The organism is Amycolatopsis nivea (genome assembly GCF_004522235.1).
In the GTDB taxonomy this organism is placed as follows: domain Bacteria; phylum Actinomycetota; class Actinomycetes; order Mycobacteriales; family Pseudonocardiaceae; genus Amycolatopsis; species Amycolatopsis nivea.
This window is the reverse complement of sequence record NZ_SDLT01000004.1, coordinates 63529-87618: the sequence shown is the minus strand read 5'-3', so window position 1 is coordinate 87618 and position 24090 is coordinate 63529. Positions and strand designations below refer to the sequence as shown.

General features: G+C 68.9%; 23 protein-coding genes. 14 read left to right on the top strand and 9 right to left on the bottom strand.

Annotated elements, in window-relative coordinates; genetic code table 11:
* Nucleotides 1-43 precede the first annotated feature (43 nt).
* Genes EIZ44_RS06225 through EIZ44_RS06210 form a run of 4 tightly spaced genes read left to right on the top strand, consistent with a single transcriptional unit; the run spans nt 44 to nt 4789 of the window.
* Nucleotides 44-1453 carry an AMP-binding protein gene (locus EIZ44_RS06225; protein WP_134664447.1) on the top strand — a complete coding sequence of 470 codons (1410 nt, stop codon included), beginning with the start codon at nt 44-46 and terminating at the stop codon, nt 1451-1453.
* The gene (locus EIZ44_RS06220; protein WP_037807099.1) at nt 1450-2502 is read left to right on the top strand and encodes a LuxE/PaaK family acyltransferase; all 1053 of its coding nucleotides are present in this window, start codon (nt 1450-1452) and stop codon (nt 2500-2502) included. The genes EIZ44_RS06225 and EIZ44_RS06220 overlap by 4 nt, the downstream gene beginning before the upstream one ends.
* Nucleotides 2499-3743 (top strand): acyl-CoA reductase, encoded by a 1245-nt coding sequence (locus EIZ44_RS06215; RefSeq protein ID WP_043837817.1) that lies wholly within the window; start codon nt 2499-2501, stop codon nt 3741-3743. The genes EIZ44_RS06220 and EIZ44_RS06215 overlap by 4 nt, the downstream gene beginning before the upstream one ends.
* Nucleotides 3744-3757: 14 nt before the next feature.
* A complete protein-coding gene (locus tag EIZ44_RS06210; protein WP_205673059.1) occupies nt 3758-4789 on the top strand; it encodes a lysylphosphatidylglycerol synthase transmembrane domain-containing protein in 1032 nt (343 codons plus the stop codon).
* A gap of 67 nt (nt 4790-4856) precedes the next feature.
* Here EIZ44_RS06210 and EIZ44_RS06205 read toward each other — a convergent pair whose 3' ends face one another.
* A complete protein-coding gene (locus EIZ44_RS06205) occupies nt 4857-6374 on the bottom strand; it encodes a tachylectin-related carbohydrate-binding protein (RefSeq protein ID WP_134727958.1) in 1518 nt (505 codons plus the stop codon).
* Nucleotides 6375-6681: 307 nt separating this feature from the next.
* On the opposite strand from EIZ44_RS06205, the gene EIZ44_RS06200 reads away from it, so the two are divergent.
* Together EIZ44_RS06200 and EIZ44_RS06195 are read left to right on the top strand one after the other, a co-directional pair.
* Nucleotides 6682-7158 (top strand): hypothetical protein, encoded by a 477-nt coding sequence (locus EIZ44_RS06200; protein WP_037807108.1) that lies wholly within the window; start codon nt 6682-6684, stop codon nt 7156-7158.
* Entirely contained in the window at nt 7151-7537 is a 387-nt protein-coding gene (locus EIZ44_RS06195) for a hypothetical protein (protein WP_134727957.1), read from the top strand. Before EIZ44_RS06200 ends, EIZ44_RS06195 begins: the two co-directional genes overlap by 8 nt.
* Before the next feature lie 7 nt (nt 7538-7544).
* Here the strand turns inward: EIZ44_RS06195 and EIZ44_RS06190 are convergent, their stop codons facing one another.
* On the bottom strand, nt 7545-9440 hold the full coding sequence (locus tag EIZ44_RS06190; protein ID WP_240691231.1) for a DUF6541 family protein: 1896 nt from the start codon (nt 9438-9440) through the stop codon (nt 7545-7547).
* Nucleotides 9441-9661: 221 nt separating this feature from the next.
* Here EIZ44_RS06190 and EIZ44_RS06185 point away from each other — a divergent pair, with 221 nt between their 5' ends.
* Nucleotides 9662-11179 carry a hypothetical protein gene (locus EIZ44_RS06185; protein WP_134727955.1) on the top strand — a complete coding sequence of 506 codons (1518 nt, stop codon included), beginning with the start codon at nt 9662-9664 and terminating at the stop codon, nt 11177-11179.
* 65 nt (nt 11180-11244) lie between these two features.
* Nucleotides 11245-11976 (top strand): lysophospholipid acyltransferase family protein, encoded by a 732-nt coding sequence (locus EIZ44_RS06180; protein WP_037807118.1) that lies wholly within the window; start codon nt 11245-11247, stop codon nt 11974-11976.
* 262 nt (nt 11977-12238) lie between these two features.
* Here the strand turns inward: EIZ44_RS06180 and EIZ44_RS06175 are convergent, their stop codons facing one another.
* On the bottom strand, nt 12239-13063 hold the full coding sequence (locus EIZ44_RS06175; RefSeq protein ID WP_106961491.1) for an HAD family hydrolase: 825 nt from the start codon (nt 13061-13063) through the stop codon (nt 12239-12241).
* A 57-nt stretch (nt 13064-13120) separates the two neighbouring features.
* Here EIZ44_RS06175 and EIZ44_RS06170 point away from each other — a divergent pair, with 57 nt between their 5' ends.
* Nucleotides 13121-14008 (top strand): LLM class flavin-dependent oxidoreductase, encoded by an 888-nt coding sequence (locus EIZ44_RS06170; RefSeq protein ID WP_134727954.1) that lies wholly within the window; start codon nt 13121-13123, stop codon nt 14006-14008.
* Between the two features lie 41 nt (nt 14009-14049).
* Here the strand turns inward: EIZ44_RS06170 and EIZ44_RS06165 are convergent, their stop codons facing one another.
* Nucleotides 14050-16062, bottom strand: coding sequence for a DUF6541 family protein (locus EIZ44_RS06165; protein WP_134727953.1), 2013 nt, complete (start codon nt 16060-16062; stop codon nt 14050-14052).
* An 89-nt stretch (nt 16063-16151) separates the two neighbouring features.
* Between EIZ44_RS06165 and glf the strand changes: the two genes are divergently transcribed.
* The 4 genes from glf (at nt 16152) to EIZ44_RS06145 (ending at nt 19868) form a co-directional block, all read left to right on the top strand.
* On the top strand, nt 16152-17375 hold the full coding sequence (gene glf / locus EIZ44_RS06160) for a UDP-galactopyranose mutase (protein WP_037807122.1): 1224 nt from the start codon (nt 16152-16154) through the stop codon (nt 17373-17375).
* On the top strand, nt 17368-17886 hold the full coding sequence (locus EIZ44_RS06155; RefSeq protein ID WP_134664121.1) for a phosphatase PAP2 family protein: 519 nt from the start codon (nt 17368-17370) through the stop codon (nt 17884-17886). Before glf ends, EIZ44_RS06155 begins: the two co-directional genes overlap by 8 nt.
* Nucleotides 17883-18941, top strand: coding sequence for a decaprenyl-phosphate phosphoribosyltransferase (locus EIZ44_RS06150; RefSeq protein WP_240690696.1), 1059 nt, complete (start codon nt 17883-17885; stop codon nt 18939-18941). The genes EIZ44_RS06155 and EIZ44_RS06150 overlap by 4 nt, the downstream gene beginning before the upstream one ends.
* A gap of 216 nt (nt 18942-19157) precedes the next feature.
* Nucleotides 19158-19868, top strand: a complete 711-nt coding sequence (locus EIZ44_RS06145; RefSeq protein ID WP_134727952.1) for a hypothetical protein — start codon at nt 19158-19160, stop codon at nt 19866-19868.
* A 40-nt stretch (nt 19869-19908) separates the two neighbouring features.
* On the opposite strand, the gene EIZ44_RS06140 is transcribed toward EIZ44_RS06145, so the two are convergent.
* Nucleotides 19909-20601 (bottom strand): SDR family oxidoreductase, encoded by a 693-nt coding sequence (locus tag EIZ44_RS06140; RefSeq protein WP_134727951.1) that lies wholly within the window; start codon nt 20599-20601, stop codon nt 19909-19911.
* A gap of 103 nt (nt 20602-20704) precedes the next feature.
* On the opposite strand from EIZ44_RS06140, the gene EIZ44_RS06135 reads away from it, so the two are divergent.
* On the top strand, nt 20705-21073 hold the full coding sequence (locus EIZ44_RS06135) for a MerR family transcriptional regulator (protein WP_037807132.1): 369 nt from the start codon (nt 20705-20707) through the stop codon (nt 21071-21073).
* Here the strand turns inward: EIZ44_RS06135 and EIZ44_RS06130 are convergent.
* Genes EIZ44_RS06130 through EIZ44_RS06115 form a run of 4 tightly spaced genes read right to left on the bottom strand, consistent with a single transcriptional unit; the run spans nt 21070 to nt 24038 of the window.
* Nucleotides 21070-21780 carry an ESX secretion-associated protein EspG gene (locus tag EIZ44_RS06130; RefSeq protein WP_134727950.1) on the bottom strand — a complete coding sequence of 237 codons (711 nt, stop codon included), beginning with the start codon at nt 21778-21780 and terminating at the stop codon, nt 21070-21072. The two genes, EIZ44_RS06135 and EIZ44_RS06130, sit on opposite strands and share 4 nt — an antisense overlap.
* On the bottom strand, nt 21777-23027 hold the full coding sequence (locus EIZ44_RS06125) for a hypothetical protein (protein WP_134727949.1): 1251 nt from the start codon (nt 23025-23027) through the stop codon (nt 21777-21779). The genes EIZ44_RS06130 and EIZ44_RS06125 overlap by 4 nt, the downstream gene beginning before the upstream one ends.
* 1 nt (nt 23028) lies before the next feature.
* Nucleotides 23029-23607 carry a DUF3558 domain-containing protein gene (locus tag EIZ44_RS06120; protein ID WP_240691230.1) on the bottom strand — a complete coding sequence of 193 codons (579 nt, stop codon included), beginning with the start codon at nt 23605-23607 and terminating at the stop codon, nt 23029-23031.
* A 32-nt stretch (nt 23608-23639) separates the two neighbouring features.
* The gene (locus EIZ44_RS06115) at nt 23640-24038 is read right to left on the bottom strand and encodes a hypothetical protein (protein ID WP_134727948.1); all 399 of its coding nucleotides are present in this window, start codon (nt 24036-24038) and stop codon (nt 23640-23642) included.
* Between the last annotated feature and the right edge of the window lie 52 nt (nt 24039-24090).

Sequence of the window (24090 nt, the reverse complement as noted above, 5' to 3'; positions counted from 1 at the left end):
TTCTCGCCGGCATGCACGCTCACGGGCACGACGAGGAGGTTCGGTGAATCTGGTTGGCGAAGGGTCCCGGCTGGTCGACGTGGCCGGCGGCCGCACGCTGGCGGGCGACGAGCTGACGGCGGAGGTCGAACGGTCCGCGGCCGCGCTGGCGGAGCTCCCGCCCGGCGTGCTGTTCGCGCGGATGTCGCTGGACCTGGACAGCGTGCTGCGGTACCTCGGCGCGTTCGAGGCGGGACGGGCGATCGCGCTGATCGACCCCGCGCTCGACGCGGAGGTGCTCGAAGGCCTGATCACCCGGTTCCGGCCGGCTGCCGTGCTGGCCGCCCCCGAAGCGGACGCGCCCGACGGTTACCGGGCCGAGAACGGGCACTGGGTGCGCGAGTCGGCCGAGGGCGCGGTCCCGCACCCTGACCTCGCCGTTCTGCTCCCGACCAGCGGTTCCACCGGCAATCCGAAGCTTGTCCGGCTCTCCCGGCAGGGTCTGCTGGCCAACGCCGACGCCATCGCGCAGGTGCTGGCGATCGACGCGGAGGAGGTCGCTCCGACCTGTCTGCCGCTGCACTACAGCTACGGTCTTTCGGTGCTGAATTCGCACCTTTTGCGCGGTGCGACTGTGGTTATCGAATCTTCAGGCGTACTCGGCCGCGGATTCTGGGATTCGGTGAAAGAACACGGCGTGACTTCGCTGTCCGGCGTGCCCTATCACTACGAAATGCTGCGCCGGCTGAAATTCGACCCGGCGAAGTACCCGACCCTGCGGACCCTCACCCAGGCGGGGGGCAAGCTGCGGGACGACCTGGTCGCCGAGTTCAACGACAAGATGCTCGCGGTCGGCGGCCGGATGTACGTCATGTACGGCCAGACCGAGGCGTCCCCGCGGATGACCACGGTGCCCGCCGAGCGGCTCGCGGACAAGATCGGCTCGGCCGGTCCGGCGCTGCCGGGCGGTTCGTTCTCCATCCGCCGCGACGACGGCGAGGAAACCACGCATCCCAAAATTGTCGGTGAGGTCCTTTACCGTGGACCTAACGTGATGATGGGTTACGCGGAGGACGAAGCAGGGCTGAGCGCGGGCGACGAATACGGCGGAATGCTGGCCACCGGGGATCTCGGGTACCTCGACGACGAGGGGTATCTGTACATCACCGGCAGGCTCAAGCGGATCGGCAAGGTGTTCGGCAACCGGGTCAGCCTGGACGACCTGGAGCAGGCCGTGCGCACGGCCGCGGTGGGCATCGACGTCGTGGCCGCGGTGCCCGCGGGCGACAAGGTCGTGCTGTTCGCCGAACTGCCCGAGGGCGACGGCGCGAAGGCGATCTGCAAGGACGCGGCGCGGGCGCTGGCGGAGCGGCTGCACCTGCACGCCAGCGGGTTCGACGTGCGTCCGATCGACACAGTGCCGCTGCTGGCCAGCGGGAAGATCGACTACCGGTCGCTGGAAGGACGGGTATGAGTGTGTTCACGCGCTCGCAGGCGGAGCGAGAGGCGGCGCTGCTCCCTGAGCTCGCGGAGCTGACCGCGCACCACCGGGCGAACTCCGCCGGGTACGAGCGCATCCTCTCCTCGCTCGGTTTCGCGCCGGACGCGTCGTTCGCCACGATCGCGGACCTGCCGTGGCTGCCGGTGCGGATGTTCAAAACGCACGACCTGAAGTCCATTCCGGACTCCGAGGTCTTCAAGACCCTCACGTCCTCGGGCACCACCGGGGCCGGCGCGTCGCGGATCTACCTGGACAAGGAAGCGGCGGGCGCGCAGACGAAGCAGCTCGGCGCCACCTTGCAGGAGGTGCTGGGCGGCGAGCGGCTGCCGATGCTGATGGTCGACACCATCGGCATCATCAAGAACCGCCGTTCGTTCTCCGCGCGCGGCGCGGGCGTGCTCGGCATGGCGAACTTCGGCCGCAAGCACACCTACGTGCTGGACGAGAACGACAAGCCGGACGTCGAGGCCGTGCGGAAGTTCCTCGCCGAGTACGGCGACAAGCCCTTCCTGATCTTCGGCTTCACCTTCATGGTGTGGCAGTACCTCTACGAGGTCGCCCGCGAGCACAAGCTCGACCTGTCGAACGGCATCCTCATCCACTCCGGCGGCTGGAAGAAGCTGATCGACCGCGCGGTCGACAACAGCGAGTTCCGCAGGCGGTTCAAAGAGGACACCGGACTCACCCGGATCCACAACTACTACGGGATGATCGAGCAGATCGGCACCGTGTTCCTCGAGGGTCCGTCCGGGAACTCCTTGTACTGCCCCGATTTCGCCGACGTCGTGATCCGCGACCCGGAGACCTGGGAAGAGCAGCCGGTCGGCAAACCGGGCGTCATCGAGGTGGTGAGCACGCTGCCGCGCTCGTACCCGGGGCACGTGCTGCTCACCGAGGACCTGGGCGTGTACAACGGAATCGACGACGGCGACTGGCCGGGCAAGCACTTCTCCGTGCTGGGCAGGCTGCCGAAGGCCGAGGCCCGCGGGTGCTCGGACACGTTCCAGGGAGCGGCCGCATGAGTGCTTTGGACCAGCGTTTTCCGCTGGGCGACTCGGTTTCGGTCGGCGCCCTGCTGGACGAACTGCGCGAGGAACCGCCCGGCGGCAGGCTGACGGTCGGCGACCCGCGGGTGGTCGAATTCGTCACCAAGTTCGCGCGCAAGCTGCTCGCGCCCGCGCTGGCGCGGCGCTTCCCGGAGCTGGCTTCGCTGGGTTTCTTCCTGCGCAAGGGAGAACTCGCGAAGTCACTGTCCACTTTGGAAACCAACGGCGATTCGCTGCGGTTCCCGCGCGGGCTCGTTTTCCACGTGCCGCCCGCCAACGTGGACACCATTTTCGTGTACTCGTGGGCGTTGTCGGCGCTGGCGGGCAACAGTAACGTCGTGCGCGTGTCCTCGCGTTCGGCCGGTGCGGCGGAAGCCGTGCTGGAAGCGCTGAACGCGGCGATGGAAGACGTCTCGCCGGAAACCGCGGCCACCATCCGCGCCACCCAGCGCATGGTCACCTACGACCGCAGCGACGAGGTCAGCGGCGCGTTGTCGCTGGCCGCGGACCTGCGGGTGATCTGGGGCGGCGACGCTTCCGTGGCCGCGCTGCGGAAATACCCGCTGGCCCCGCACGCGCGGGACCTCACCTTCCCGGACCGCTCGTCGTTCGCGATCGCGTCGGTGCGCGGCTGGCAGGAAGCAGCGCCGGAGCAGCGCAAGGCGGCTGCCGAGGGCTTCTACAACGACTCGTACTGGTTCGACCAGGCCGCCTGCTCGTCGCCGCGCGCGGTGTTCTGGGTCGGCGACGCGTCGGGCGCGCAGGCCGCCGGACAGGAGTTCCGCGGGCTGCTCGCCGAGGTGCTGGCAGCGAAACAGCACGTCACCGAGCCGGCGATGGCCGTGCAGAAGCGAGTGTCGGCGTACGGCGCGGCGGTCGACGGCCTGGTGTCGTCGATCCGCTTCGACGGCAACGCACTGGCGACGCTCGAGCTGGCCGACGCCACGGTGATGCCGCGCGAATGGCTGGGCGCGGGCACGTTCGCGAACGCCTCGGTGGCGTCGCTGGACGAGCTGGTGCCGATCGTGCAGCGCAAGGACCAGACAGTGAGCCAGTTCGGGTTCACCCGCGAGGAACTGACCGGATTCGTGACGGCGCTCGCCGGACGCGGGGTGGACCGGGTCGTGCCCTTCGGCTCGGCCCTCACGTTCGCCGGGGTCTGGGACGGCTACGATCTGCTGTCCGAGTTCAGCCGGCTGGTCACGGTACAGGCCTGAGGAGCTGAGAGGCAGTGACGACCGTTCGTACGCAGAGCCCGGGGGACGACACCCCGTCCACTGAGGACACTCCGTCCACTGAGGACGCCCCGACCACCGGAAAAGCCCGCAAGTCCACCAAGGCGCGGGTGCTCGACGTCGTGCGCTGGGTCGCCATCCTCTTGGTGATCGGCTTCGCGGCGAAGAGCCTGGCGTCCAACTGGGACGAGTTCTGGCACACGCTGTCGGATGTCGCTTGGCAGTCCTCGGCGCTGAGCTTGGTGGCGCTGATCCTGTCGATCATGGTGTCCACCTGGGGCTGGCAGATCCTGGTCGACCACCTCGGCAAGCCGATCGGCTACGCCCGCGGCGCGCAGATCTGCCTGGTCGGCTCGCTCGGCAAGTACGTGCCGGGTTCGGTGTGGGCGTACCTGCTGCAGATGGAGCTCGGCCGCAAGGCGGGGCTGGCGCGGGCCCGGATCTTCACCGGCTCGCTGATCCAGCTCGGTGTCGGCGTCGTTTCCGCGCTGGTCGTGTCGCTGCTGGCCGCGCCCGCGGTCTTCAGCAACAGCCCGCGGGCGATGTGGCTGTTCGTGCTGATCCCGGTCGGTCTCGCGCTGCTGCACCCGCGGATCCTGACCTGGGGCACCTCGCTCGTCCTGAAGATCCTGCGCCGTCCGCCGCTGTCCGAGCCGCTCGGCTGGGGCGTGGTGCTCAAGACCTTCGGCGCGTCGATGGGCGCGTGGGTGCTGCAGGGGGTGCACCTGTGGCTGCTGGCGAACTCCGTCGGCGCTCCTGGTGTCAACGGCCTGGTCTTGTGCGTGGGCGCGATGGCCGTCGCGATGACGGTCGGCACTTTCGCGTTCATCCTGCCCAGCGGCGTAGGCGTCCGCGAGGTCGCCCAGGTCGCGGTCCTCACGGCGAGCGGCCTGACGGTCGGCCAGGCGACGGCGTTCGCGGTCGCCTCGCGGGTGATGTTCACGGTGGCGGACCTGCTCACGGCCGGTTTCGCCGCGCTCGCCGCGAAGATGGCCGCTCGGCGGGCCGTCCCGGTCGACGCTGCCTGAGTTTTTGCGTACGAGAAAGGCCCGCCCGGGTTCGGGCGGGCCTTTCTTGGTCAGCGGAGCAGATTCGCTAGGCGAACCGGCACGAGTCCGGTGCCGCGGTCACGTGGATGTCGGTGTTCCATCCGTATCCGACGGGAGTGCCCGCGCCGTTCGCGGACCAGGTGTCGGTGTTGGGCGAGTAGCGGTACCAGAGCAGCGTCGGGTTGCCCGACAGGCTCGCGCCGCGGCCGTACAGGATGTCGGCTCCGGGCGAGAAGATCTCGGTGAACATGTTCCAGCCCACGCCGGCGGACTTGTCGCGCTGGGTCCACTTTCCGGAGCCGAAGTCGTAGACGAAGCGGTACAGGTTGCCTGCCGGGGTCCGGGCGTAGAGGACTCCGTCGCCCGCCGCGGTGATGGAGTCGAACTTTCCCCAGCCGGTGTCGATCAGCTGGCCGTTTCCGTCGACCCACGTGTTGGTGGCGTCGTTCCAGACGTACGCCTTCAGCTGGCCCAGCTGGTCGACGGCGAGGATGCGGCCGGCCTGGTCGACGGTGACGCGGTTCTGGTACTCCGGGGTGAGGAACTTTTCCCAGCCGCCGCCGACCCCGTTGCCGCCGCCCCAGCCGTTGGCCGCGCTCCACGTCCAGCGCCGGAGCACGCCGCTCGGGACACTGTCGCCCGCGCCGAGGTTGCGGTGGACGTCCCAGAGGACCCCGCCCTTGCCGGCGATCTGCCGTCCGGTCCATCCGGTTCCGATCGCCTTGGTCGGCACGTCCCAGGAAATGGCGCCGTTCGCCGGATCGCGGTGCACGTAGCGCCACATCGAGCCGTCGGAACGGGCGTCCCACACGGTCGCGCCGTTCGGACAGGTCACCGGGGCGGGAACGGTGTTCTGCCGGACCCAGTCGGCGAGGTCGTCGACCCGGGCTTCGGTGCCGCCTTCGCGGGTTTCGGTCACCGCGAGGCAGCCGTGCTGCCAGGAGCGGCTGTTGACGGCCACGACCTCTACCTTGTCGCCCACCGTGCGCAGGGCGGGGCCGCCAGCGTCGCCGAGGCAGGTGTCCGACCCGTTCGCCGAAGTCACTGACGCCTCGGTGGCGTTCACCGACGAGACCGAGAACGTGGCAATGGACGGCCGAGCGGGCACCCATTCGGTCGCGGTACGGCCAAAGCCAGCCAGTTGGAGTGATTCCCCGCTCACCGGGGCAGTCGTGGCCAACGCGACCGGCGCGATCCCGGTAGCGGGCTTGTCGAGCTTCGCCAGCGCGACATCGCGATCGGTCCGGCCGATTACTTTGACGACCTTGGCGTTCGTTCCTGCTCCGGTACTGACGTCGACTGCGCCGACGCTGACCGTTGCGTTTTCAGTAGGCGCACCGGTTGCGCTCGCGGTCAGGCAGGTTGCCGAGGTGATGACCCAGGACGGGTCGATCAGCGCGGCCGAGCATGCCTTCGTCGGGGTCGCGATGCGCGCGAGGTAGCCCGACGTTCCGGAGGGCACGACAGTTCCCCCGGAAATCGCGTGCGCCGGGACGGCGGTCAGTACGCCGCCGGTGACCAGGGTGGCGGAGAGAGCCAGGATGCTGCGGGTTCTTCGAGGCACAGGCGTTCTTCCTTCTCGGTCCGATGGAGTGCTGGCGTAATCGGCGGCTAGGACCGGGCGCGGCAGGCCGAATACCAGTGACGGCTTTCGCGGTCCATAGACCGAATGACGTAATTGCTGCCTATCCCCAGTTCTTTCATATGTATGTCAATCCATTCGATTGATCGCTGCAGATCGTCCGCTTTGCTATCGCCGGTGACGGGTGGGCATTACGTGCTGTGATGAGTGTCACAGCGAGGCCAGTTCCGGTATTTTGTCGAGAATAAGACCCTCCGTCCGGACGGGTTGACAATGCTGAGGAACCGCTGTGACAGACCCGTTCCAATTCTCCAAGAAATCCCTGCTTGACCAGCAGCAGGCGGTCGAGGATCGCGCTCCGGACGAGGCGGTCGCGACCTGGGTCGAATTGGCGAACCTGGCTCGTGCTGAACTGCAACGGCTAGGGCTGCCCGCGTCGATCAGCACTTCCCGCGACCCCGTTTCTCTGGACACTCCTCCTGGGGTGTGCATTCATATTGCCGACCGGTATCCGTACGGAGTGCTGTTCAGCTGGCATGCGCCCATCATCGATACGGAGAGTTTTCGGGAGAAGCTGATCGCGCAGAAAATGGACGACCCGCTGGTGGTCCGGGTGTTCGAAGTGACCGGGATGATAGAGCGCGCGGTGCACCGCTTGCTCGACAAGGCTGGTTTCCGAGTGTTCATCGACAATTCCGCGCACAGGTACTACGAGTTCCGGGTTTTGGCCGCGCCGGCCCGGTTGAGGGGGGCCAAGAGTGTCTGATCCGCTTCGGTTGATGGAAACGTGGTCCACCGAGGGCGGCGAGGCTGTCCAGGCTTCGGCGGACGCGGTCGAGTCGTGGACTGAACTGGCGAATCTCGCCCGCGACGAGCTGGTGCGGATGGGGATCCCGGCTGTCGTGCACGCGTGGACCGAGGCGAGCCCGGGGGCGGTGGTCGAGGTCCACGCGGGCCCGCCGTACGGCGTCACCGTCAAGTGGAAAACTGCGGTCGCCGATTCGGACGATGCCGCGAAGGACATCCTCGAGGAGACGTTGTACTCGGTGCTCAGTGCGGCGAACTTTCGCACTCTGGTCGAGAAAGTCGGGCCCGATCAGTATATTTTCCGGGTGCTGAAGAGGCCGTACTTGATCCTGGAATGACCAGCCCTCAGCGATTCAGCTGGTAAATCACCGCGTCCTCGTTGCGGTACACCTCTTTCAGGAACGGCAGCCCCGCCAACCCGTTCACCCCCGGATCCGCGTACGCGCGCTTCGGCGGAGCCGCCGGGCGGCCCAGGATCACCCAGTGGATGTTCAGGCGCTGTACGGCGGCGCGGACGGCCGGGTCCGTGTCGTAGTCGCGGAATTTCGCGGCCAGCAGCACGGCATCCGACGGCGGGCTCGTGCCGTCGTCGTGGGCGGCGACGGTGCGGACGCCGCTGAGCGCGTAGGTCCACGGCGTGCCGTCCCAGCGGTCGTTCATCGCCCATTGACCCGGCTTCGCGAGCTTGCCCAGTTCCGCCATCGCGCGTTCCTCGCCGGGCGTGATTTCCAGGGTGTGCGGATCTGGGCGGTGATACCCGCGCGCGACCACCTCGCTGTTGGTCTCGGTGTACAGGCCTTTCGAGGCTCCCGCGAAGGCGACCAGGACCACCCCGGCGAGCGCTGCCGGCGGCACCCGCGCGGGCAGCCGTTCCTTCAGCCACTCGTGCAGTCCCGCGATTCCGTGGCCCGCGATGAACGACAGCGGCACGATCGCCATCGTGATGAACCGGTACGGGTCGTCCCACCACGGCCGGGCCAGTGCCATGACCAGCGGTGCGTCCGAGGACGAGACCGCCATGTAGAACAGGCCGGTGACCAGCGCGGTCAAGCCGATCCAGCGCAGCGAGCCAAGCCTGCGGAAGAAAATGAAACCGGCCAGCAGCGCCACCGACAGCACAATCTGCGGCTGTGGTTCGAAATGCTGGAACCCGAGCAACGCGCCGAGTGCGGTCGTCGCGCGCCATTCGCTGGGCCAGCCGAGATATTGCACCGTCGAGCTGTTCGCCAGCCCCAGCGCGCCGAACAGTTGCAGCCACGCCACGAGCATCGCCAGCACCGCGATCGGCAGCAATGCCAGCAGGTCCTTGCCGATCGCGCGCCACCGCTCGATCCAGCGCTGCACCAGCAGCGGACCGGCGAACAGGATCGCGCCGAACAACGTGGACGAGTGGATGCACAGCAGTCCGACCGCAGCGATCATCAGCACGAAACCGGTGTCCGGTGCGACCCGGTCGAGGTACCGGCGCAGCACCACGGCGGCCAACGGGGTGAGCGCCATGCCCAGCAGGAACGGGTACAGCGGCCCGCGGTCCATCGACTCGTACAGGCCCATCACCGGCGCGACCGAGGCGAGCGCGACGGCTCCGGCCAGCACCGCGCGGCCGCGGAACGCCCGCACCAGCACCGCGAGCGAAAGCGCCAGCAAGCCCGGGAGCAAGGCCGTGTTCACGTCCAGGGTGAGCGGGATCGAACCGCCGCTGAGCGTGTACTGCACGGAGGCGAGCAGGTGGTAGGCGTTCGGGTAGAAAGGCGGTTTCCCGTCCCCGTACCAGTTCACCGTGCCCATGCCGAAAAGGCTGCCGTCGCCGGTTTCGGCGATGTAGCGCACGCCGTTGGCCGCGTACGGCGCGTCGCCGCCTTGCGCGATCGCGCCGAGGTGGCCCATGCCGTGCGCGGCCGTGTAGAACCCGATGACGGTGGCGAGGACGACGCAGGCAGCGACCGCCCAGTTCGCCCGCGGTTCCCAAGCCCGCACCTCTCGCTCGGGCCGCCACCGGCGCACCGTGAGCCACCGGAGTCCAAACGCGACAGCCGCGAAGATGACGGTGGCCAGCGCATAGGTCCAGGCGTTGAAGGGCAGCCCCATCGCCGCTGTCCACGGGCCCGCGAGGCCGCCGACGGCGTAGCTCAGCAGCGGGGTCAGGCCGGCCAGCAGCCAGCCGCGCAATCCGGCGGCGGCGCCGGTGATCAGCCCGGGAATCCCGAGCACGAGCAGGCAGCAGGCGATGCTGGCTACCACGGACAACGTTGTGGGGTCGCTCGGCACAGTCTTCCTCGAGTTATCGGCGTCCGCCTGCTCCCCGTGGCGGATGGGAATCGGGCCTTAGGCTAGCCGCACCCCATATACACCCGAACGGCTGATGTCCGGGAAGCGCGGCCGCGCGCTTGACTGGAGCCGGTGAGGAACGGTCCGCCCGGGGGTCGGCTGGACGGGTGAGGGGCGCGGGAGGCTGGGGGCGCGTGGTTTACGCGGTCGTGGGGGGATGGCTGGCGCTGGCCGCGCTGGTCGTCGCCGCCTGGCGGCGGATGGGGCAGGACCGGCGGTGGCGGGTCGGGGTTCTTCTGCTCGTTCTCGGGTTTTCGCTGCTGCATCAGCTGTTGTTCGCCACCGCGACCGAGGACGCGTACGTCAGCTTCCGGTACGCGCAGAACATCGCCGACGGCAACGGCCCGGTCTTCAACCCGGGCGACCGCAGCGAGACGTACTCGAATTTCCTCTGGCTCGTAACGATCGCCTTGCCGCGCGGGGCATTCGGTGCGGAAGTGCCGTCGGCAGCTGTCGTATTGAGTGGCGTCGCTGCGCTGGGATGCGTGTTGGTGGCCTATTTCCTCGCCAACCGCATCGCCGCGCTCGGGTTGCCGGAGGGGGCCGAGCCGCGGCGCGCGATCGGGGTCGCGGCGGCGTTGCTGACCGCGGGGGCGAACGGGCTTGCGGTGTACGGGCTTTCGGGCACTGAGCTGCCGATGTTCGCGTTGCTCATGCTCTGTGTCGCGTACGCGTTGGTGGCGGGCCGGCCGTTGGTCGCCGGCGTGCTCGTCGCCAGCGCGGTGATGACGCGGCCGGAAGGGATTGCGCTCGCCGTTGTCGGCGCGGGGTGGCTCGTTTTCGCTGCCGTGCGCGGGCGGCACACCTGGTGGGCGCCGGTCGGTTTTGTGCTGGGCGCGCTGGTGTTCTTGGCTCCGTGGACGGCTTGGCGCGTTACGTACTACGACCGGTTCGCGTCGGACGTGAGCCTGCCGCCCGCACCGGATTGGCCGTATCTGGGCGGCTTCGCCTTGGCGCACTTGGGTTTTCTCGTCCCGGCCGCGGTGGTGGCGGGGTTGGTGGCATCGCGGGGACGCGCGGTGGAAGCCCGGTCGGCGTTGTGGTTGGTGCTGGCGCTCGCCGTCGGCCACACCGGGATCGTGGTGCTTTTCGAGGATGATCCGGGACTGTCGTGGCGGCTGCTCGTGCCGGTGCCGCCCTTGCTGGCGGTCGCCGCGGTGGCCGGGTGCGGCGTCCTCGCTCCGGTACCGAGGCCGCGGGCGATTTCCCGGGCGGTTCCGGCGGTCACCGCGGCGCTCACCGGGGTCGCGGTGGCGGTCTCCGTGTTCAGTCCGGAAGTGCTGGAGCGCGTGCGGGCCTGGAGCACGCAGGGCGCGCAACTGGCCGAGGTCGGGGACTGGCTCGCCCGCTACCTGCCGCCCGGATCAACTGTGAGCGCCGGGTCGCCGGGGCTGCTCGCGAGCCGCGCCGGTTCGCACGTGCTGGTGGTCGGGATGGACGCGGAACGGTCGACGCTCGCCGTGCCCGGCCGGTCGGGATACGCCGATCGCCAGGATTGTGCCGACGACCTGCCCGCCTGGTACCGCGTCGCGACCTTCCGGCGCACCGGGACGCCGTTCTGGATCGCGGTCTACCCGCGCGCCGACGACGCCAGCCGGCTCGTCGGCGAACTCGACCGAGCGCCGGACTTCCACTACGTGTCCTGCCCCTGAAGTGTGGCGGAGCCGACCCGCGCGACCTACCGGCGGGAAACCTACGGTCCCGTAGCCTTGGGCGCATGGCTGAATTCGTGTACCCGCCCGTCCTGGTCGCCGCGCGGCTGATGTTCCGGCTGCTCGACAACCGCCTCCGGGTGACCGGCGCCGAACACGTGCCCGCCCGCGGCGGCGCGGTGCTCGCCTGCACGCACGTCAGCTACCTGGACTTCATCTACTGCGGCCTCGGCGCCCGCCCGGCGAAGCGGCTCGTGCGGTTCATGGCCAAGCAGGAGATCTTCAGCAACCCGGTCGCCGGCCCGCTGATGCGCGGCATGCACCACATCCCGGTGGACCGCGCCGCCGGGCAGGCGTCCTACGACGAAGCCGTGGCGCGGCTGCGCGCGGGCGAGGTCGTCGGTGTGTTTCCGGAGGCCACGATCAGCCAGTCGTTCACCGTGAAGGACATCAAGACCGGCGCGGTCCGGATGGCCGCCGAGGCGGGCGTCCCGGTGATCCCGATGGCCCTGTGGGGCACGCAGCGGCTGTGGACGAAGGGCCGTCCGCGCGACCTCACCCGCAGGCACGTGCCGATTTCGGTGGTGATCGGCGAGCCGATGCGCCCCGGCCCGGAGGACTCGTGCGAGGCGCTGACGACGGACCTGCGCGCCCGGATGTCGGAGCTGTTGGAGAAGGCACAGGCGGAGTACCCGGAGGCCCCGGAGAGCGACGCCGAGCGCTGGTGGCTGCCCGCCCACCTCGGCGGCAGCGCGCCGACGCCCGAGGAGGCGGCTGCGCTCGACCGCCGCTCTTGAGCGCCCCAATGCCACATTGGGGTTTCTCAGTAGTGCGGCGTGCGGCGTCGTGACGGCGATGCGCGGCGTCGACCGGGCGGCGTTGCTTCTCCGCTCCAGTTGACGTCTGTGAAGGGCTCCTTGAGGGAATCAGATTCCCTGAAGGAGCCCTTCACGGGCCTCGGGGGAGGAGCCGCCGGCGCGCCTAGTCGGCCGGGGCCCGCAGCGTCCTGGCAACCACCGCTGCCGCGAACCGCGCTACTGAAACAACCCCATTGAGCGCCTAGAACCAGCGCTCCAGAACCTCCGCCACCCCGTCCTCCGCGGCCGGTCCGGTTACCTCGTCCGCCACCGCCAGCACGGTCGGGTGGCCGTTGGCCATCGCGACGCCATGGCCCGCCCACTGCAGCATCTCGACGTCGTTGGGCATGTCCCCGAAGGCGATCACCGACGACTGGGGCACGTCGAAGCGCTCGGCGATGTCCGCGAGCCCAGTCGCCTTCGTCACGCCGTGGGCGGACAGTTCGATCAGCCCGCCGGAGGATGAATACGTGACGTCCACCGCCCCGTCGAGCACCGCGCTCGTTGCTTCGGCCATCTCCTCCGACGTCATCCCGCGGCGGCTGACCAGCAGCTTGATCGCCGTTTTCCCCAGCACCTCGGCGCGCGGCGCGATGCGGCTCTCCTCGTCGCCCCACGGGTTGTGGTACTCCGGCTCGATCACGAAATTGCGGAGTTCGTGGTCCACCGATCCGGTGCTGATCCGTTCCGCCGCCAGCCGGCAGCCGGGCAGGGCCTTGTCGAGTGCCGAGGCCAGGTCGTGCAGCAGTTTCGGCTCGAGTTCGCCGTGCACCGCGACCACCGAGTCGGTGCCGATGTCGAGCAGCACGGCTCCGTTGGCGCACACCGCGTAGCCGGTCAGCCCGAGCGGTCCGGCGATCGGCGCGATCCAGCGCGGCGGGCGGCCGGTGCACAGCACGAACGGCACGTCGTCGGCCAGCACCCGCTGCACGACCGACACCGTGCGCGGCGTCACTTGTTCGCTGGGGCCGAGCAGGGTGCCGTCGACGTCGGACGCGATCAACCGGGGTTTCTCCACGTCTCCCATTCTCCCGGTCGCCGCCCGTTCGAGCGAATGTCAGTGCCGGACGTTACGGTCGGCCTCGTGCGAGCAGGCATCGTAATTCTTCCTGAAGACCGCTGGTGGGCGGCCGAGCCGAAGTGGCGGGCGGCCGAGGAGTACGGCTTCGACCACGCGTGGACCTACGACCATCTCGGCTGGCGGTCGCTGGTCGACGGGCCGTGGTTCTCCGCTGTGCCCACCCTCACCGCGGCCGCCATGGTCACCTCCACGATCCGGCTGGGCACCTTCGTCGCCTCTCCGGTCGCGCGGCACCCCGTGCCGTTCGCGCGCGAGCTGATCACCCTCGACGACGTGTCCGACGGCCGGTTCGTGCTGGGCGTCGGAGCGGGCGTGGACAGTTCGCGCTACGACGCGCAGGTGCTGGCCGCTCCGGAGCTGACCGCGCGGCAGCGGGTCGACCGCTTCACCGAGTTCGTCGAGGCGCTCGACGGGCTGCTGATGACCGACAACTTCGACTTCTCCGGCGAGTACTACTCCGCGCGCGGCGCCCGGAACCTGCCGGGCACGGTGCAGCGCCCCCGGCTGCCGTTCCTGGTCGCGGCCAACGGCCCGCGCACCATGACGCTGGCCGCGCGGTTCGGGGCGGGCTGGGTCACCACCGGCCGCGGCGGGGACACCCTCGACGAATGGTGGACCGGCATCGCCGAGCTGGTCGCCACGTTCGAACAGCGGGCCGAAGCGGCCGGCCGGGAACTGGCGGGCATCCAGCGGTACCTGAGCCTCGACGCGGCGCCGGTGTTCTCGCTCAGCAGCGTCGCGGCGTTCCGCGAGGCCACCGAACGGGCCCGTGAGCTGGGCTTCACCGACGTCATCGCGCACTGGCCGCGCTCGAGCGGGCCGTACGAGGGGCACGAATCGGTGCTGGAAAAGGTCGTCGAAGAAGTGCTGCCGGGCCTCAAGGCCGAGTAGCCCCTCGTGACCGCGGCCGGGGGAGGCCGCGGTCACGAGAGTCACCTGATGATCGTGTAGATCTGCGCGCCCGGATTGCGGTAGACGAGCTGCAGGAAATCGCTGCCCATGAGGTCGCGCAGGCCAGGGGAGATCGGCGCGCCCTTGGCGATCGGACCGCTGCCCACCAGCACGTGGCGCACCTTCAGCCGCTGGACCGCCTCGCGCACGCGCACGTCGAGGTCGTAATCGCGGAAGTGCAGCGCCAGGTAGGTCGCGTCCGGCGAGACCGGGCCGCCGCCGTCGTAGTGGCCCGCCACCGGGTGCACGCCGGTCAGCGCGTACATCCACGCGGTGCCGTCGAGCCGGTCGTTCAGCACCTTCTCGTCCGGCGGGATGTGCATCCGGCCGAGGAACTCCATGGCCGCGATCTCGTCCGGGCTGACCGGCGGCGTGACCTCGCCCTCCGGCCCGTTGTAGTACAGGAACGACACCGCGGTGGCGTTCGCGGTGCGGTAGAACCCGCCGGTCAGCACCGCGGTCACGGCCACGACGACCGCCGCCGCCGCGATCCCGAGCCGGGAGACCACCCGCGGCCGCGCCTTCGCCCAGCTGATCGAGCGGATCCGCTGCGCCGTCCAGCGCTGCAGCTCCGCCATGCCGTGCCCGGCGAGCAGGCACAGCGGGATCGCGGCCAGCGCCATCAGCCGGAACCGGTCGTTCCACCACGGCCGCGACAGCGAGATGACCAGCGGCGAGGCGCCGTAGGACGTGACCAGCACGAACAGCCCGGAGAGCCCGATCGCGGACAGGACCAGCCAGCGCATCCGGTCGAGGGTGCGGAAGGCCAGCACGCCGACCACGAGCAGCACGGTGAGCCAGAGCTGCGGCGTGTGCAGCACCTGCTGGAACGTGCCGAGCATGTTCAGCGCCGACAGGACCGGCAGGTCCGAATTCCACGGCTGGTACGGGTACGAGCCGGAGGTGAACTTGATCGCGCCCAGGATCTGCGGCGCGGCGAAGACGACTGCGGCCGCCATGACCGGCACTGTGCGCACGATGTCGCCGCCGATCACGCGCAGCCCGTTGCGCCCTTCAGGCACACCGTCCACCCGAAGCCCGCGAAGCGAGCGGTACCAACGCTGCAGCACCAGCGGCGCCGCGAACAGGACACCGCCGAACAGCGCGCTCGAGTGCGCGGTGAGCAGACCGTCCGCGGACAGCGCGAAGACCAGGCCGGTGTCGACGCCCGGGTGTACGAGGAAGCGTTGCAGCGCGACCACCGTGAGCGGCGTGAGGACTATCCCCAGCGCGTACGGCAGCAGGCCGCTCGACACCGACTCGTACGCGCCCGTCGTCGCGGCAGCGGCGATCAGGGCCGTGCAGCCCGCGAAGACCGCACGGCCGCCCATCTGGCGGACCAGGGCGACCATCGACAGCGCGAAGATGCCCGCGACCGGCATGGTGATGGCGTTCAGCGTGACCGGGATGCTCGTCCCGGAGATCTGGTAAACCAGCGCGCCGACCAGGTGATAGCCGTTCGGATAGAACGATCCGTCCGGGTACCAGTTGATCTTGCCCATGCCGATGAGCGAGCCGTCGCCGGTGTCGGCGATGTAGCGGATGCCGTTCGCGTGGAAGACGGTGTCCCAGCGCTGGAAGACCGCCGTCGTCCCGCCGCGCGCGGACAGCACCACGGCGATCGACAGCGCCGTCGCCACCGCGACGCACGCGGCGACCGACCACTGCGCGCGCGTGCTCCAGACGACCGGAGGCTCCTCCGCGCCCGGGGTGATCCAGCCGCGGACGAGGCAGAGCCGCCGGATTCCCCACGCGACCCCCGCCAGCAGCAGCGTGCAGGCCGCGGCGGTGAAGACGTTGTACGGGAGACCGACAGTCGACAACCAGGGCCCAGCCAGGCCGGTGACGGCATAGCTGAGCAGCGGCGCGAGCCCGGCGAGGGCCCACCCGCGCACTCCCGCGGCCCGGCCGATGAGGCCGCCCGGGACTGCCAGCACGGCCACGTAGCTGGCGACCGCGCCTAGATAGGTCCAGAAGGTGTCTGGTGCAGGCATGCTTCTCACGTGTGTAGTGCCGGTAAAACCTGGCGGGATGCCGAGGTCGGTTCGGGACGCGGTCGCGCGACTGCGTACCCTGAGCGCCCGTGAGCGAGCACACGAACTCCGCCAAGATTACTGAAGACGACTTTCGCGGTTACGACCTCGTCGTCGTCGGGTCCGGTTTCTTCGGCCTGACCATCGCCGAACGGGCCGCGGCCGAGCTGGGCAAGAAGGTCCTGGTCCTCGAGCGCCGCCACCACCTCGGGGGCAACGCCTACTCCGAGGTCGAGCCCGAAACGGGCATCGAGGTGCACCGCTACGGCGCGCACCTCTTCCACACGTCCAACAAGCGGGTGTGGGAGTACGTCAACCGCTTCACCGAGTTCACCGGCTATCAGCACCGGGTCTTCGCGCGGGTGAAGGACCAGGTCTACTCGTTCCCGATGAACCTCGGCCTGATCAACCAGTTCTTCGGCAAGTCGCACACGCCGGACGAGGCGCGCGAGCTCATCGCGAAGCAGGCCGCCGAGTTCCGCACCGAGGACGCGCAGAACCTCGAGGAGAAGGCGATCTCCCTGATCGGCCGTCCCCTCTACGAGGCGTTCATCCGCGGGTACACCGCGAAGCAGTGGGAGAACGACCCGAAGAACCTCGGCACGAACATCATCAACCGGCTGCCGGTCCGCTACACCTTCGACAACCGGTACTTCAACGACACCTACGAGGGTCTGCCGGTCAACGGCTACACCGCGTGGCTCGAGAAGATGGCCGAGCACGAGAACATCGAGATCCGGCTGAACGTCGACTACTTCGACGTCCGCGAGCACATCCCGGCGGGCACCCCGACCGTCTACACCGGGCCGCTGGACCGCTACTTCGACTATTCGGCGGGCCGGTTCACCTGGCGCACCGTCGACTTCGAGTCCGAGGTCGCCCAGACGGGCGACTTCCAGGGCACCTCCGTCGTCAACTACAACGACGAAGAGGTCCCCTACACCCGCATCATCGAGTTCCGCCACTTCCACCCGGAGCGGGACTACCCGAAGGACAAGACGGTCATCTTCCGCGAGTACTCCCGGTTCGCGAAGGAAGACGACGAGCCGTACTACCCGATCAACACCGCCGAGAACCGCGAGAAGCTGGAAAGCTACCGCGAGCTGGCGAAGACCGAGGCGCGCGAGAAGAACGTGCTGTTCGGCGGGCGGCTCGGCACGTACAAGTACCTCGACATGCACATGGCCATCGGGTCGGCGCTGTCGATGTTCGACAACAAGATCGCCCCGCATCTGACCGACGGTGCGCCGTTGGACGGGTCGATCGATGCTTGAGAAGGACACCCCGCGCGGTGAGGTGGCCGTGCTCTCCAGCACCCAGAAGGTGCTGAAGAAGCCGGGCACCGTGCAGGTCGCGCGGGGAATGTCGCTGTTCGGGGAGCACAGCGCGGGATGGTTCGCGCTGGGCTTGCTCGGAGCGGCGGTGGACCGCGACCGGCGCAAAGACTGGCTGGTCGCGTCGGCCGGAGTGGTGGGCGCGCACGCCGCGTCGATCGCCGTGAAACGCGTCGTGCGGCGGCGCCGTCCGGACCATCCCAGCGTGGAGGTTCTGGTCGGCACGCCGAGCAAGCTGAGCTTCCCGTCGTCGCACGCGACGTCGACGACAGCGGCGGCGGTGCTCTACTCCGGATTGACCGGGCGTAACCTGGTCCCCGCCCTGGTACCGCCGATGCTCGCCTCGAGGCTGCTGCTCGGCGTTCACTATCCGACAGACGTTCTGGCCGGAGCCGCCCTGGGAGGCGTCGTCGGCGGTCTGATCCGACGGAAGCTGACCAAGAAGCGATGAGCGAAACGACCGACGAGCGAACCGAAAACGCGTCCGGTACGGCCGAATCCGCGCAAGTGTCGGAGGCGGCCGCCGAGAAGACCGACGCGGCCGAGGCGACCGAGAAGGTCGAGAAGACCGAGAAGGTCGAGAAGCCTGAATCCCCGGCCGCCCCGACCCCGACCTCCGGCACGAGCCCCGTGGGCCTCGTGCTCGGGGTGATCAAGACCGCGCGGCCGAAGCAGTGGGTGAAGAACGTCCTCGTCTTCGCGGCGCCGTTCTTCGCGTTCTCCAAGGCGACGAACCGGACCGAGCTGGTCATCGACGCGCTGATCGCGTTCGTGGCGTTCTCGCTCACCGCCTCGTCGGTCTACCTGATCAACGACGCCGTCGACGTCGAGGCCGACCGGGCCCACCCGACGAAGCGCAACCGCCCGATCGCGGCGGGCATCGTCCCGGTCCCGGTGGCCTACGCGGCGGCCGTGGTGTTCTTCCTCGCCGGCCTCGCCGTGTCGTTCGCGGCGGACTGGCGGCTGGCGATCGTGCTGGCGGTCTACGAAGCCGTGCAGCTCGGCTACTGCTTCGGCCTGAAGCACCAGCCGGTGGTGGACCTGGCGATCGTCGGCTCGGGCTTCCTGATGCGCTCGGTGGCAGGCGGCGTCGCGGGCGGCATCGCGATGTCGCAGTGGTTCCTGCTGGTCACGGCGTTCGGCTCGCTGTTCATGGTGGCCGGCAAGCGGTACGCGGAGATCATGCTGTTCGAGCGCACCGGCGCGAAGATCCGGTCCTCGCTGAAGAAGTACTCGGCGAGCTACCTGCGCTTCGTGTGGGCGACGTCCGCGGCGATCCTGATCATGTCCTACTGCCTGTGGGCGTTCGAGATCCGCCAGGCCGAGCACAACTCGGTGTGGGCGGTCGTGTCCATGGTCCCGTTCGTGATCGCGGTGCTCCGCTACGCGGTCGACGTGGACGGCGGCAACGCCGGCGCGCCGGACGAGATCGCCTTGAAGGACCGCGTGCTGCAGGTGCTCGGCGCGACCTGGGTCGTGACCTTGTTCCTGTCGTTCTACCTGTGAACGGCGCGCGGATTACTGTGCCGATCGGTACTAATCCGACCACAGCCACGGCCTAATGACTTCGTAGCAACGGTTACGTGCCGGGCGGGGGGCGGCCTACTTTTGGCCGGATTAGTACACAGCTGGGATTCAGCTTCTCCACAGCATCGACGGTCACCCTCGGGGGTGGGAGCCGGGACACCCCGCCTCCCGCCCGCGCAGCCCGGAGGACCGACGATGAACGACGAAAAGAACCCCTCGCCTGGCGAGCCTGCCGGGCAGGAACCGACTGAGCAGTTCGGCCGGACCGGGGACCTGGGCGGGCCTTCGGCTGATGCGGGCCCGGCTGCCGCGGGTGGCCAGGCAGGATCGGCCGGGGAAGCCACTCAACCGAGCCAGCCGGTGCCGTCCGCCGAGCAGACCAGCCAGCTGGGCCAGCCGGTGCCGTCTGCCGAGCAGACCAGCCAGCTGGGTCAGCCCGGATCGTCTGCCGAGCAGGCGGGCCAAGGGGGTCAACCCGGGCCGTCTGCTGAGCAGGCGCGCCAAGCCGCGTCTTCCTCGGAAGCGGGCCAGCATGCCGGTCCGGCCGCTCAGCAGCCGAATCAGCCCGGTCAGTTCGCTCAGCCCGGTCCGTGGGGCATGCCCCTGCCGCCGCCGAAGCAGAGCGGTTTCCGCCGGTTCGTCGCCCACCGGGCCACGCAGCTGGTCGCGGTGGGCGTGCTGGGACTGGTGGTCGGCGGCGGGATCGTCGGCGGCGTCATGGCCGCGACACACCATCCCGGCCGACCCGGAATGAGCCAGCACCAGGGCGGCCACCGCTTCAACGACGGCGGTTCCGGCCAGCGCCACCGCGTCCCGGACGGCCAGAACGGCGGCAGCGGCAACAACGGCAACAACGGCCCCGGGTTCGGCAACGGCGGCGGCACCGGCTCCGGAACAGGCAACTGAGCGAACGGCGTATTCGCGCAGAATCCCTGCCCGCTCGACCTCAGTCGCCCAGCAGCGCCGGGTACAGCACCGTCGGATGCGCGGACAGCCCGGCTTTCGCCGTCGCGCTGTCCGCGTCCGCGATGATTTCGATTTCTCCCGCTTCCAGCCCGTCCAACGCGGCGCGGACGACGTCGGCGGGGTCGTTTTTCGGGATGTCGAAGCTCGCCATCATGTCGGTGTCGGTACTGGCCATGACCAGGCCGCTCACCAGCGTGTGCTGCGCCAGCAGTTCCAGCCGCACCGAGTTGGTCATGCTCCACGCCGCCGACTTGGACGCGGCGTATCCCGCGGAGCCTGGATAGGTCGCCCAGGACAGGGCGGACAGGACATTCAAAATCGCGCCATTCTTCAATCCTGGCGCGAATGCTCGGATTACCCGCAGCGGGCCGAAGAAATTGGTCTCCATTTCCCGTCGGATCGAGTCCAGCTCGCCGGTCACCAGGTCGGTGAAGGAGGCGATTCCGGCGTTGTTGATCAGCAAGGTGACGTCCGGGGCGGCGGCAGCGGCGGCCGCGATCGAATCGGGATCGGTGACGTCCAGCGGCAGCGGCACGGCGCCGTCGAGGTCGACGGGACGGCGAGCGGTGGCGTAGACCTTGGCCGCGCCGCGGTCCAGCAGGGCGCGGACGAAGTGGGTGCCGAGTCCGCGTCCGGCACCGGTGACCAGCGCGGTCGAGCCTGCGATCTGCATGAGGTTCTCCTGGGAAAAGCCGTCGGAAGGGGACAACGGCTATCCTGGATCCTGACGTCAATGTCAGGTTCTCGCGTTTGTGGTGCGGATCACGGAGGCTCGGATGCGGATCGGCGAGGTGGCGGAGCGCGCCGGGGTCAGCGTGCGTTCGCTGCGCTACTACGAGCAGCAGGGGCTGATCGAGTCGACGCGCACGTCGGGCGGGCAGCGCCGTTACGGCGAGGACGCGGTGTCGTGGGTCGGGCTGATCCAGCAGCTCTACGCGGCGGGGCTGTCCAGCGCGACTATCCGCGAGCTGATGCCGTGCCTGCACGCGGGCGTCAGCACGCCGGAATCGCGCGTTCGGCTGCGCGAGGAAAAGGCCCGGCTCGACGAGTACATCTCCGGTCTCGAACGCACTCGCGAGCGGCTGGAAAAGATGATCGCGTTGGCGGAGACGCCGAATCCGCATTGCCCGGTCGTGCTGGACTAAAGGGCGGCGGAGGTGTCGTTCAGGATCTTGACGATCGCACGCGGGTCGCCGGGGATCAGCTCGGTCCGGTCGTCGGTGGTCCGGTACGTCAGGACTCGGCCGGCTTCCAGGTCCAGGGCGAAAATCGGACCGCCGGTGAGGTGCCTGCCACCGGCCCGGCGGCCGACGTACAGCTGATGCACCGCTTGGCGGGGCTGGTCCAGGACTGAATTGAGGTACTCGGCGCTGGTGCTTTCGTCGAACGGGTCCGGTGCCTCGTCGGACGCGATCGACACCGAGCGGACCGGCGCGCCGGGGATCTGCGGAAGTGCGTCGAAAAGCGCGGTGGCCAGCCGGTTCGGGGCGATCTGCCGGATCTCGACCACGTCGTCCTGCACGGACACCCGTACCGCGTCCGGCCCGCGCTGGGCGACCAATGCGCTGCGATCGGTCCCGGTGCTGAATTGCGAGTGCGTGAAGTATTCGCTCTCGGCGTAGCCGATCACCTGCAAGGTCGCCCGCAGGTGCGGTGTTGGCGCGTCGTCGCGTGCGAGCCCGAGTTGCGTGAGGTACTCGATGGTCTCGGCGTGCAGCCGACGGTCCGCGCCGTCCTTCACCCAAAGCCGTTTGCCGCTGAGCAGCGGGTGCATTTCGCCGAGGTCGAGCATGTCCCACACCAGGGACAACACCGCGGTCGGCAGCCGCACCGTGGAATCCAGCCCGGTCATGCGCCGAGAGTGGGCGGCGTCGACCGGAGGCCGGTGACGGGATCGATGGTGGCTTCCTCGTCGGAGAAAATGTCGTCGGTGTCGAGGACGTACTTGCGGTTGTGCTCGGCGTCGTCTTCTTTCTTGCCGCCGCGGCCACCGCTCATCCCAGCCCCGGGCATACCGCGCTCGCCGGCCGCACCTCCGCGCAGCGCACCCGTCCCCGCGCCGCCACTGCCTCGCGGGCCGAACTCTCCGGCTCCGACGCGGGAACCGCCGCCCGGACCGCGGGGCGTGGTCGCGGCGCCGCCGCTCTCCCCGCCGGTCGAGCCGAACCCGATGCCCGGGGTGTAGCCGAGACCAGACCCGCCGGAACTCGGGCCGGACCCGCCGGGCTGGTACCCGCCGATCCCCGGAGGGGTGAACCGGGACTGACCGGAACCGGTCGGCTCGACGTAGCCGGAGGTGCTGGTCGCGTCGGCCGGATTCGGCGAATGCGGGTAGCTGCCCGGGCTGCCGCTGTACGGCCCGCTGTCGCGGTTGTGGCCTCCGCTGACACCGGGGCCGACCTGGCTGCCCGCCCCGCTCGCTCCGGGAGGTTGGTCGCCTGGTCCAGTCTCACGTGGGTCGGGACCTCCCGGCCGCCAACCGCCGGGGCCTGGCGGGCCTGCTGGCGGATGACCCGGACCAGGGACGTTCGGCTGCTGGTTGACCGTGACGCCGCCGTCGTACGCGCCGAGCTTGCCGTAGTCGTACTTCAACTGCCCCGAATTGGACTGGGTCTGGTGGGTGAATTCCTGGTAGAGCTGCAGATTCCTGGCCGAAGCCTCGTTGTGGCTGCGCATCTCGGACAGCACGTCGGAGTCGAACAGGTTCTTCCCGCTCTTGAGCGCGTTCGTGAGCGGTTCCGCCGACATGGGAGCCATCTGGTTGCGCAGATTGTCGAGCATCGCCGCCGCGGAAGCGTGCGTGCCGCTGTTGTCGTGGAACGTTTGCTGCGCACCGGTCATCGAGGAACGCACCGTTCGCAGCCGCTGCGAGACCTTGTCCGCCGAAGCGCCGCTCCAGACGGATTCGAGACCGCCGAGAATCTCTGAGACGTCCTGGCTGACCGCTTCCTGATCCCGCGCGAGTCCCTTGGCGATGTCGCTTCCTTCATGCCAAACCCCGGGCTGCGCCGCTTGGATCTGCGGGACGATCTCCTCGATCGGCACCGTCATTTCCTGGTATTTGTCGAGCAGCGCCTTGGTGGACTCCACCCAGCCCATGTCACCGCCCCGCTTTCTTCTTGAGCGTGGTCACCGCGTGGTCCGTGACCTCGACCGCGAGGCGGCAGGCGTCAGCTTTGCCGCTGTTGGAAAGGCCGAGGTCAAGTCCGACCTCGAATTCGAGCGTGTCGGAGAGTCCGACCGCTACATGGCACCCATCTGTTCGCGGGCCTGGTTTCGGGTCGTAGGCGACGGCGGGGAAGCCCTGGATGGGCGGAACCACCTCGAACCGCTTCATCTGCGGCTTCACCTGTTTGTAGATGATGCTCAAGCCTTCTCGTTGCTTGGTCGTGTAGAAGATCGTCAGCATTGAGCCGCCCTGCTGGTCAGACCAGGTGCATTTGGGGCCGAGAGGTCCGTCCTCAGGTTTGCCGGTGACGCCTTCGCCGATGTCCTCACGGATCTGCTGGGGGCTGAGCGCATCGCACGCGCTTCCGGAGAGCACGGAGTCGGGAAGCGGGTTCTCGACCTTGGGGGCACCGCCATAGGGCGGCACCTCGTTGCCCGGCAGCGAACTGCTGCTCGCCACCGGCGTTGGGTGTCCGCCGGTGGTGCCCGAACAAGCGGTGAGCAGGGCCAAGGAGCTGAGCAGGACGATTGGCGTGCGGAGTTTCATTCGGTCGTTTCCTGGTGGTCGACTCGGTTAATGAGGCTCGTCTGCTGGTGATCGCTTGATCTTGTCATGCCGAGCGCCTCCGCGATGCGCTGGATGAATTCATCGACGTAGGCGAGTTGAAGATCGATGTGACCCCCGCCGTATGAGTAGGCTCCCATTTTTGCGGCGCCGTCCCCGACCATTGCCACATGCGCCGCGACCGTCGACGGATCCTGCGCCGGCGGCTTCATTCCGCATAGGTTGATGGCGCTCTCGCGCATCGTCGTCAGCTTCTGTTTGATCCCAGTCAGCTTGCTGAGCAGCTGTTTCGCCTCATCGGGTTCCAGGACGAAGCCGTCCGGCGCGGTCGTCTTGGCCTGCCCGCTCGCGACGATGAACGCCGTGTCCTCCCACACCTGTGCCCCCTCGACGCTGGTGTCGGCAATTGGTTACAGGTAGCACGGTAGC

Bases quoted from the DNA above. Each gene is read 5' to 3' on its own strand.
- EIZ44_RS06220 (WP_037807099.1), top strand. From the start codon at position 1,450: ATGAGTGTGTTCACGCGCTCGCAGGCGGAGCGAGAGGCGGCGCTGCTC.
- EIZ44_RS06215 (WP_043837817.1), top strand. From the start codon at position 2,499: ATGAGTGCTTTGGACCAGCGTTTTCCGCTGGGCGACTCGGTTTCGGTC.
- EIZ44_RS06180 (WP_037807118.1), top strand. From the start codon at position 11,245: ATGGCTGAATTCGTGTACCCGCCCGTCCTGGTCGCCGCGCGGCTGATG.
- EIZ44_RS06175 (WP_106961491.1), bottom strand. From the start codon at position 13,063: ATGGGAGACGTGGAGAAACCCCGGTTGATCGCGTCCGACGTCGACGGC.
- EIZ44_RS06165 (WP_134727953.1), bottom strand. From the start codon at position 16,062: ATGCCTGCACCAGACACCTTCTGGACCTATCTAGGCGCGGTCGCCAGC.
- EIZ44_RS06155 (WP_134664121.1), top strand. From the start codon at position 17,368: ATGCTTGAGAAGGACACCCCGCGCGGTGAGGTGGCCGTGCTCTCCAGC.
- EIZ44_RS06150 (WP_240690696.1), top strand. From the start codon at position 17,883: ATGAGCGAAACGACCGACGAGCGAACCGAAAACGCGTCCGGTACGGCC.
- EIZ44_RS06145 (WP_134727952.1), top strand. From the start codon at position 19,158: ATGAACGACGAAAAGAACCCCTCGCCTGGCGAGCCTGCCGGGCAGGAA.
- EIZ44_RS06140 (WP_134727951.1), bottom strand. From the start codon at position 20,601: ATGCAGATCGCAGGCTCGACCGCGCTGGTCACCGGTGCCGGACGCGGA.
- EIZ44_RS06135 (WP_037807132.1), top strand. From the start codon at position 20,705: ATGCGGATCGGCGAGGTGGCGGAGCGCGCCGGGGTCAGCGTGCGTTCG.
- EIZ44_RS06130 (WP_134727950.1), bottom strand. From the start codon at position 21,780: ATGACCGGGCTGGATTCCACGGTGCGGCTGCCGACCGCGGTGTTGTCC.
- EIZ44_RS06125 (WP_134727949.1), bottom strand. From the start codon at position 23,027: ATGGGCTGGGTGGAGTCCACCAAGGCGCTGCTCGACAAATACCAGGAA.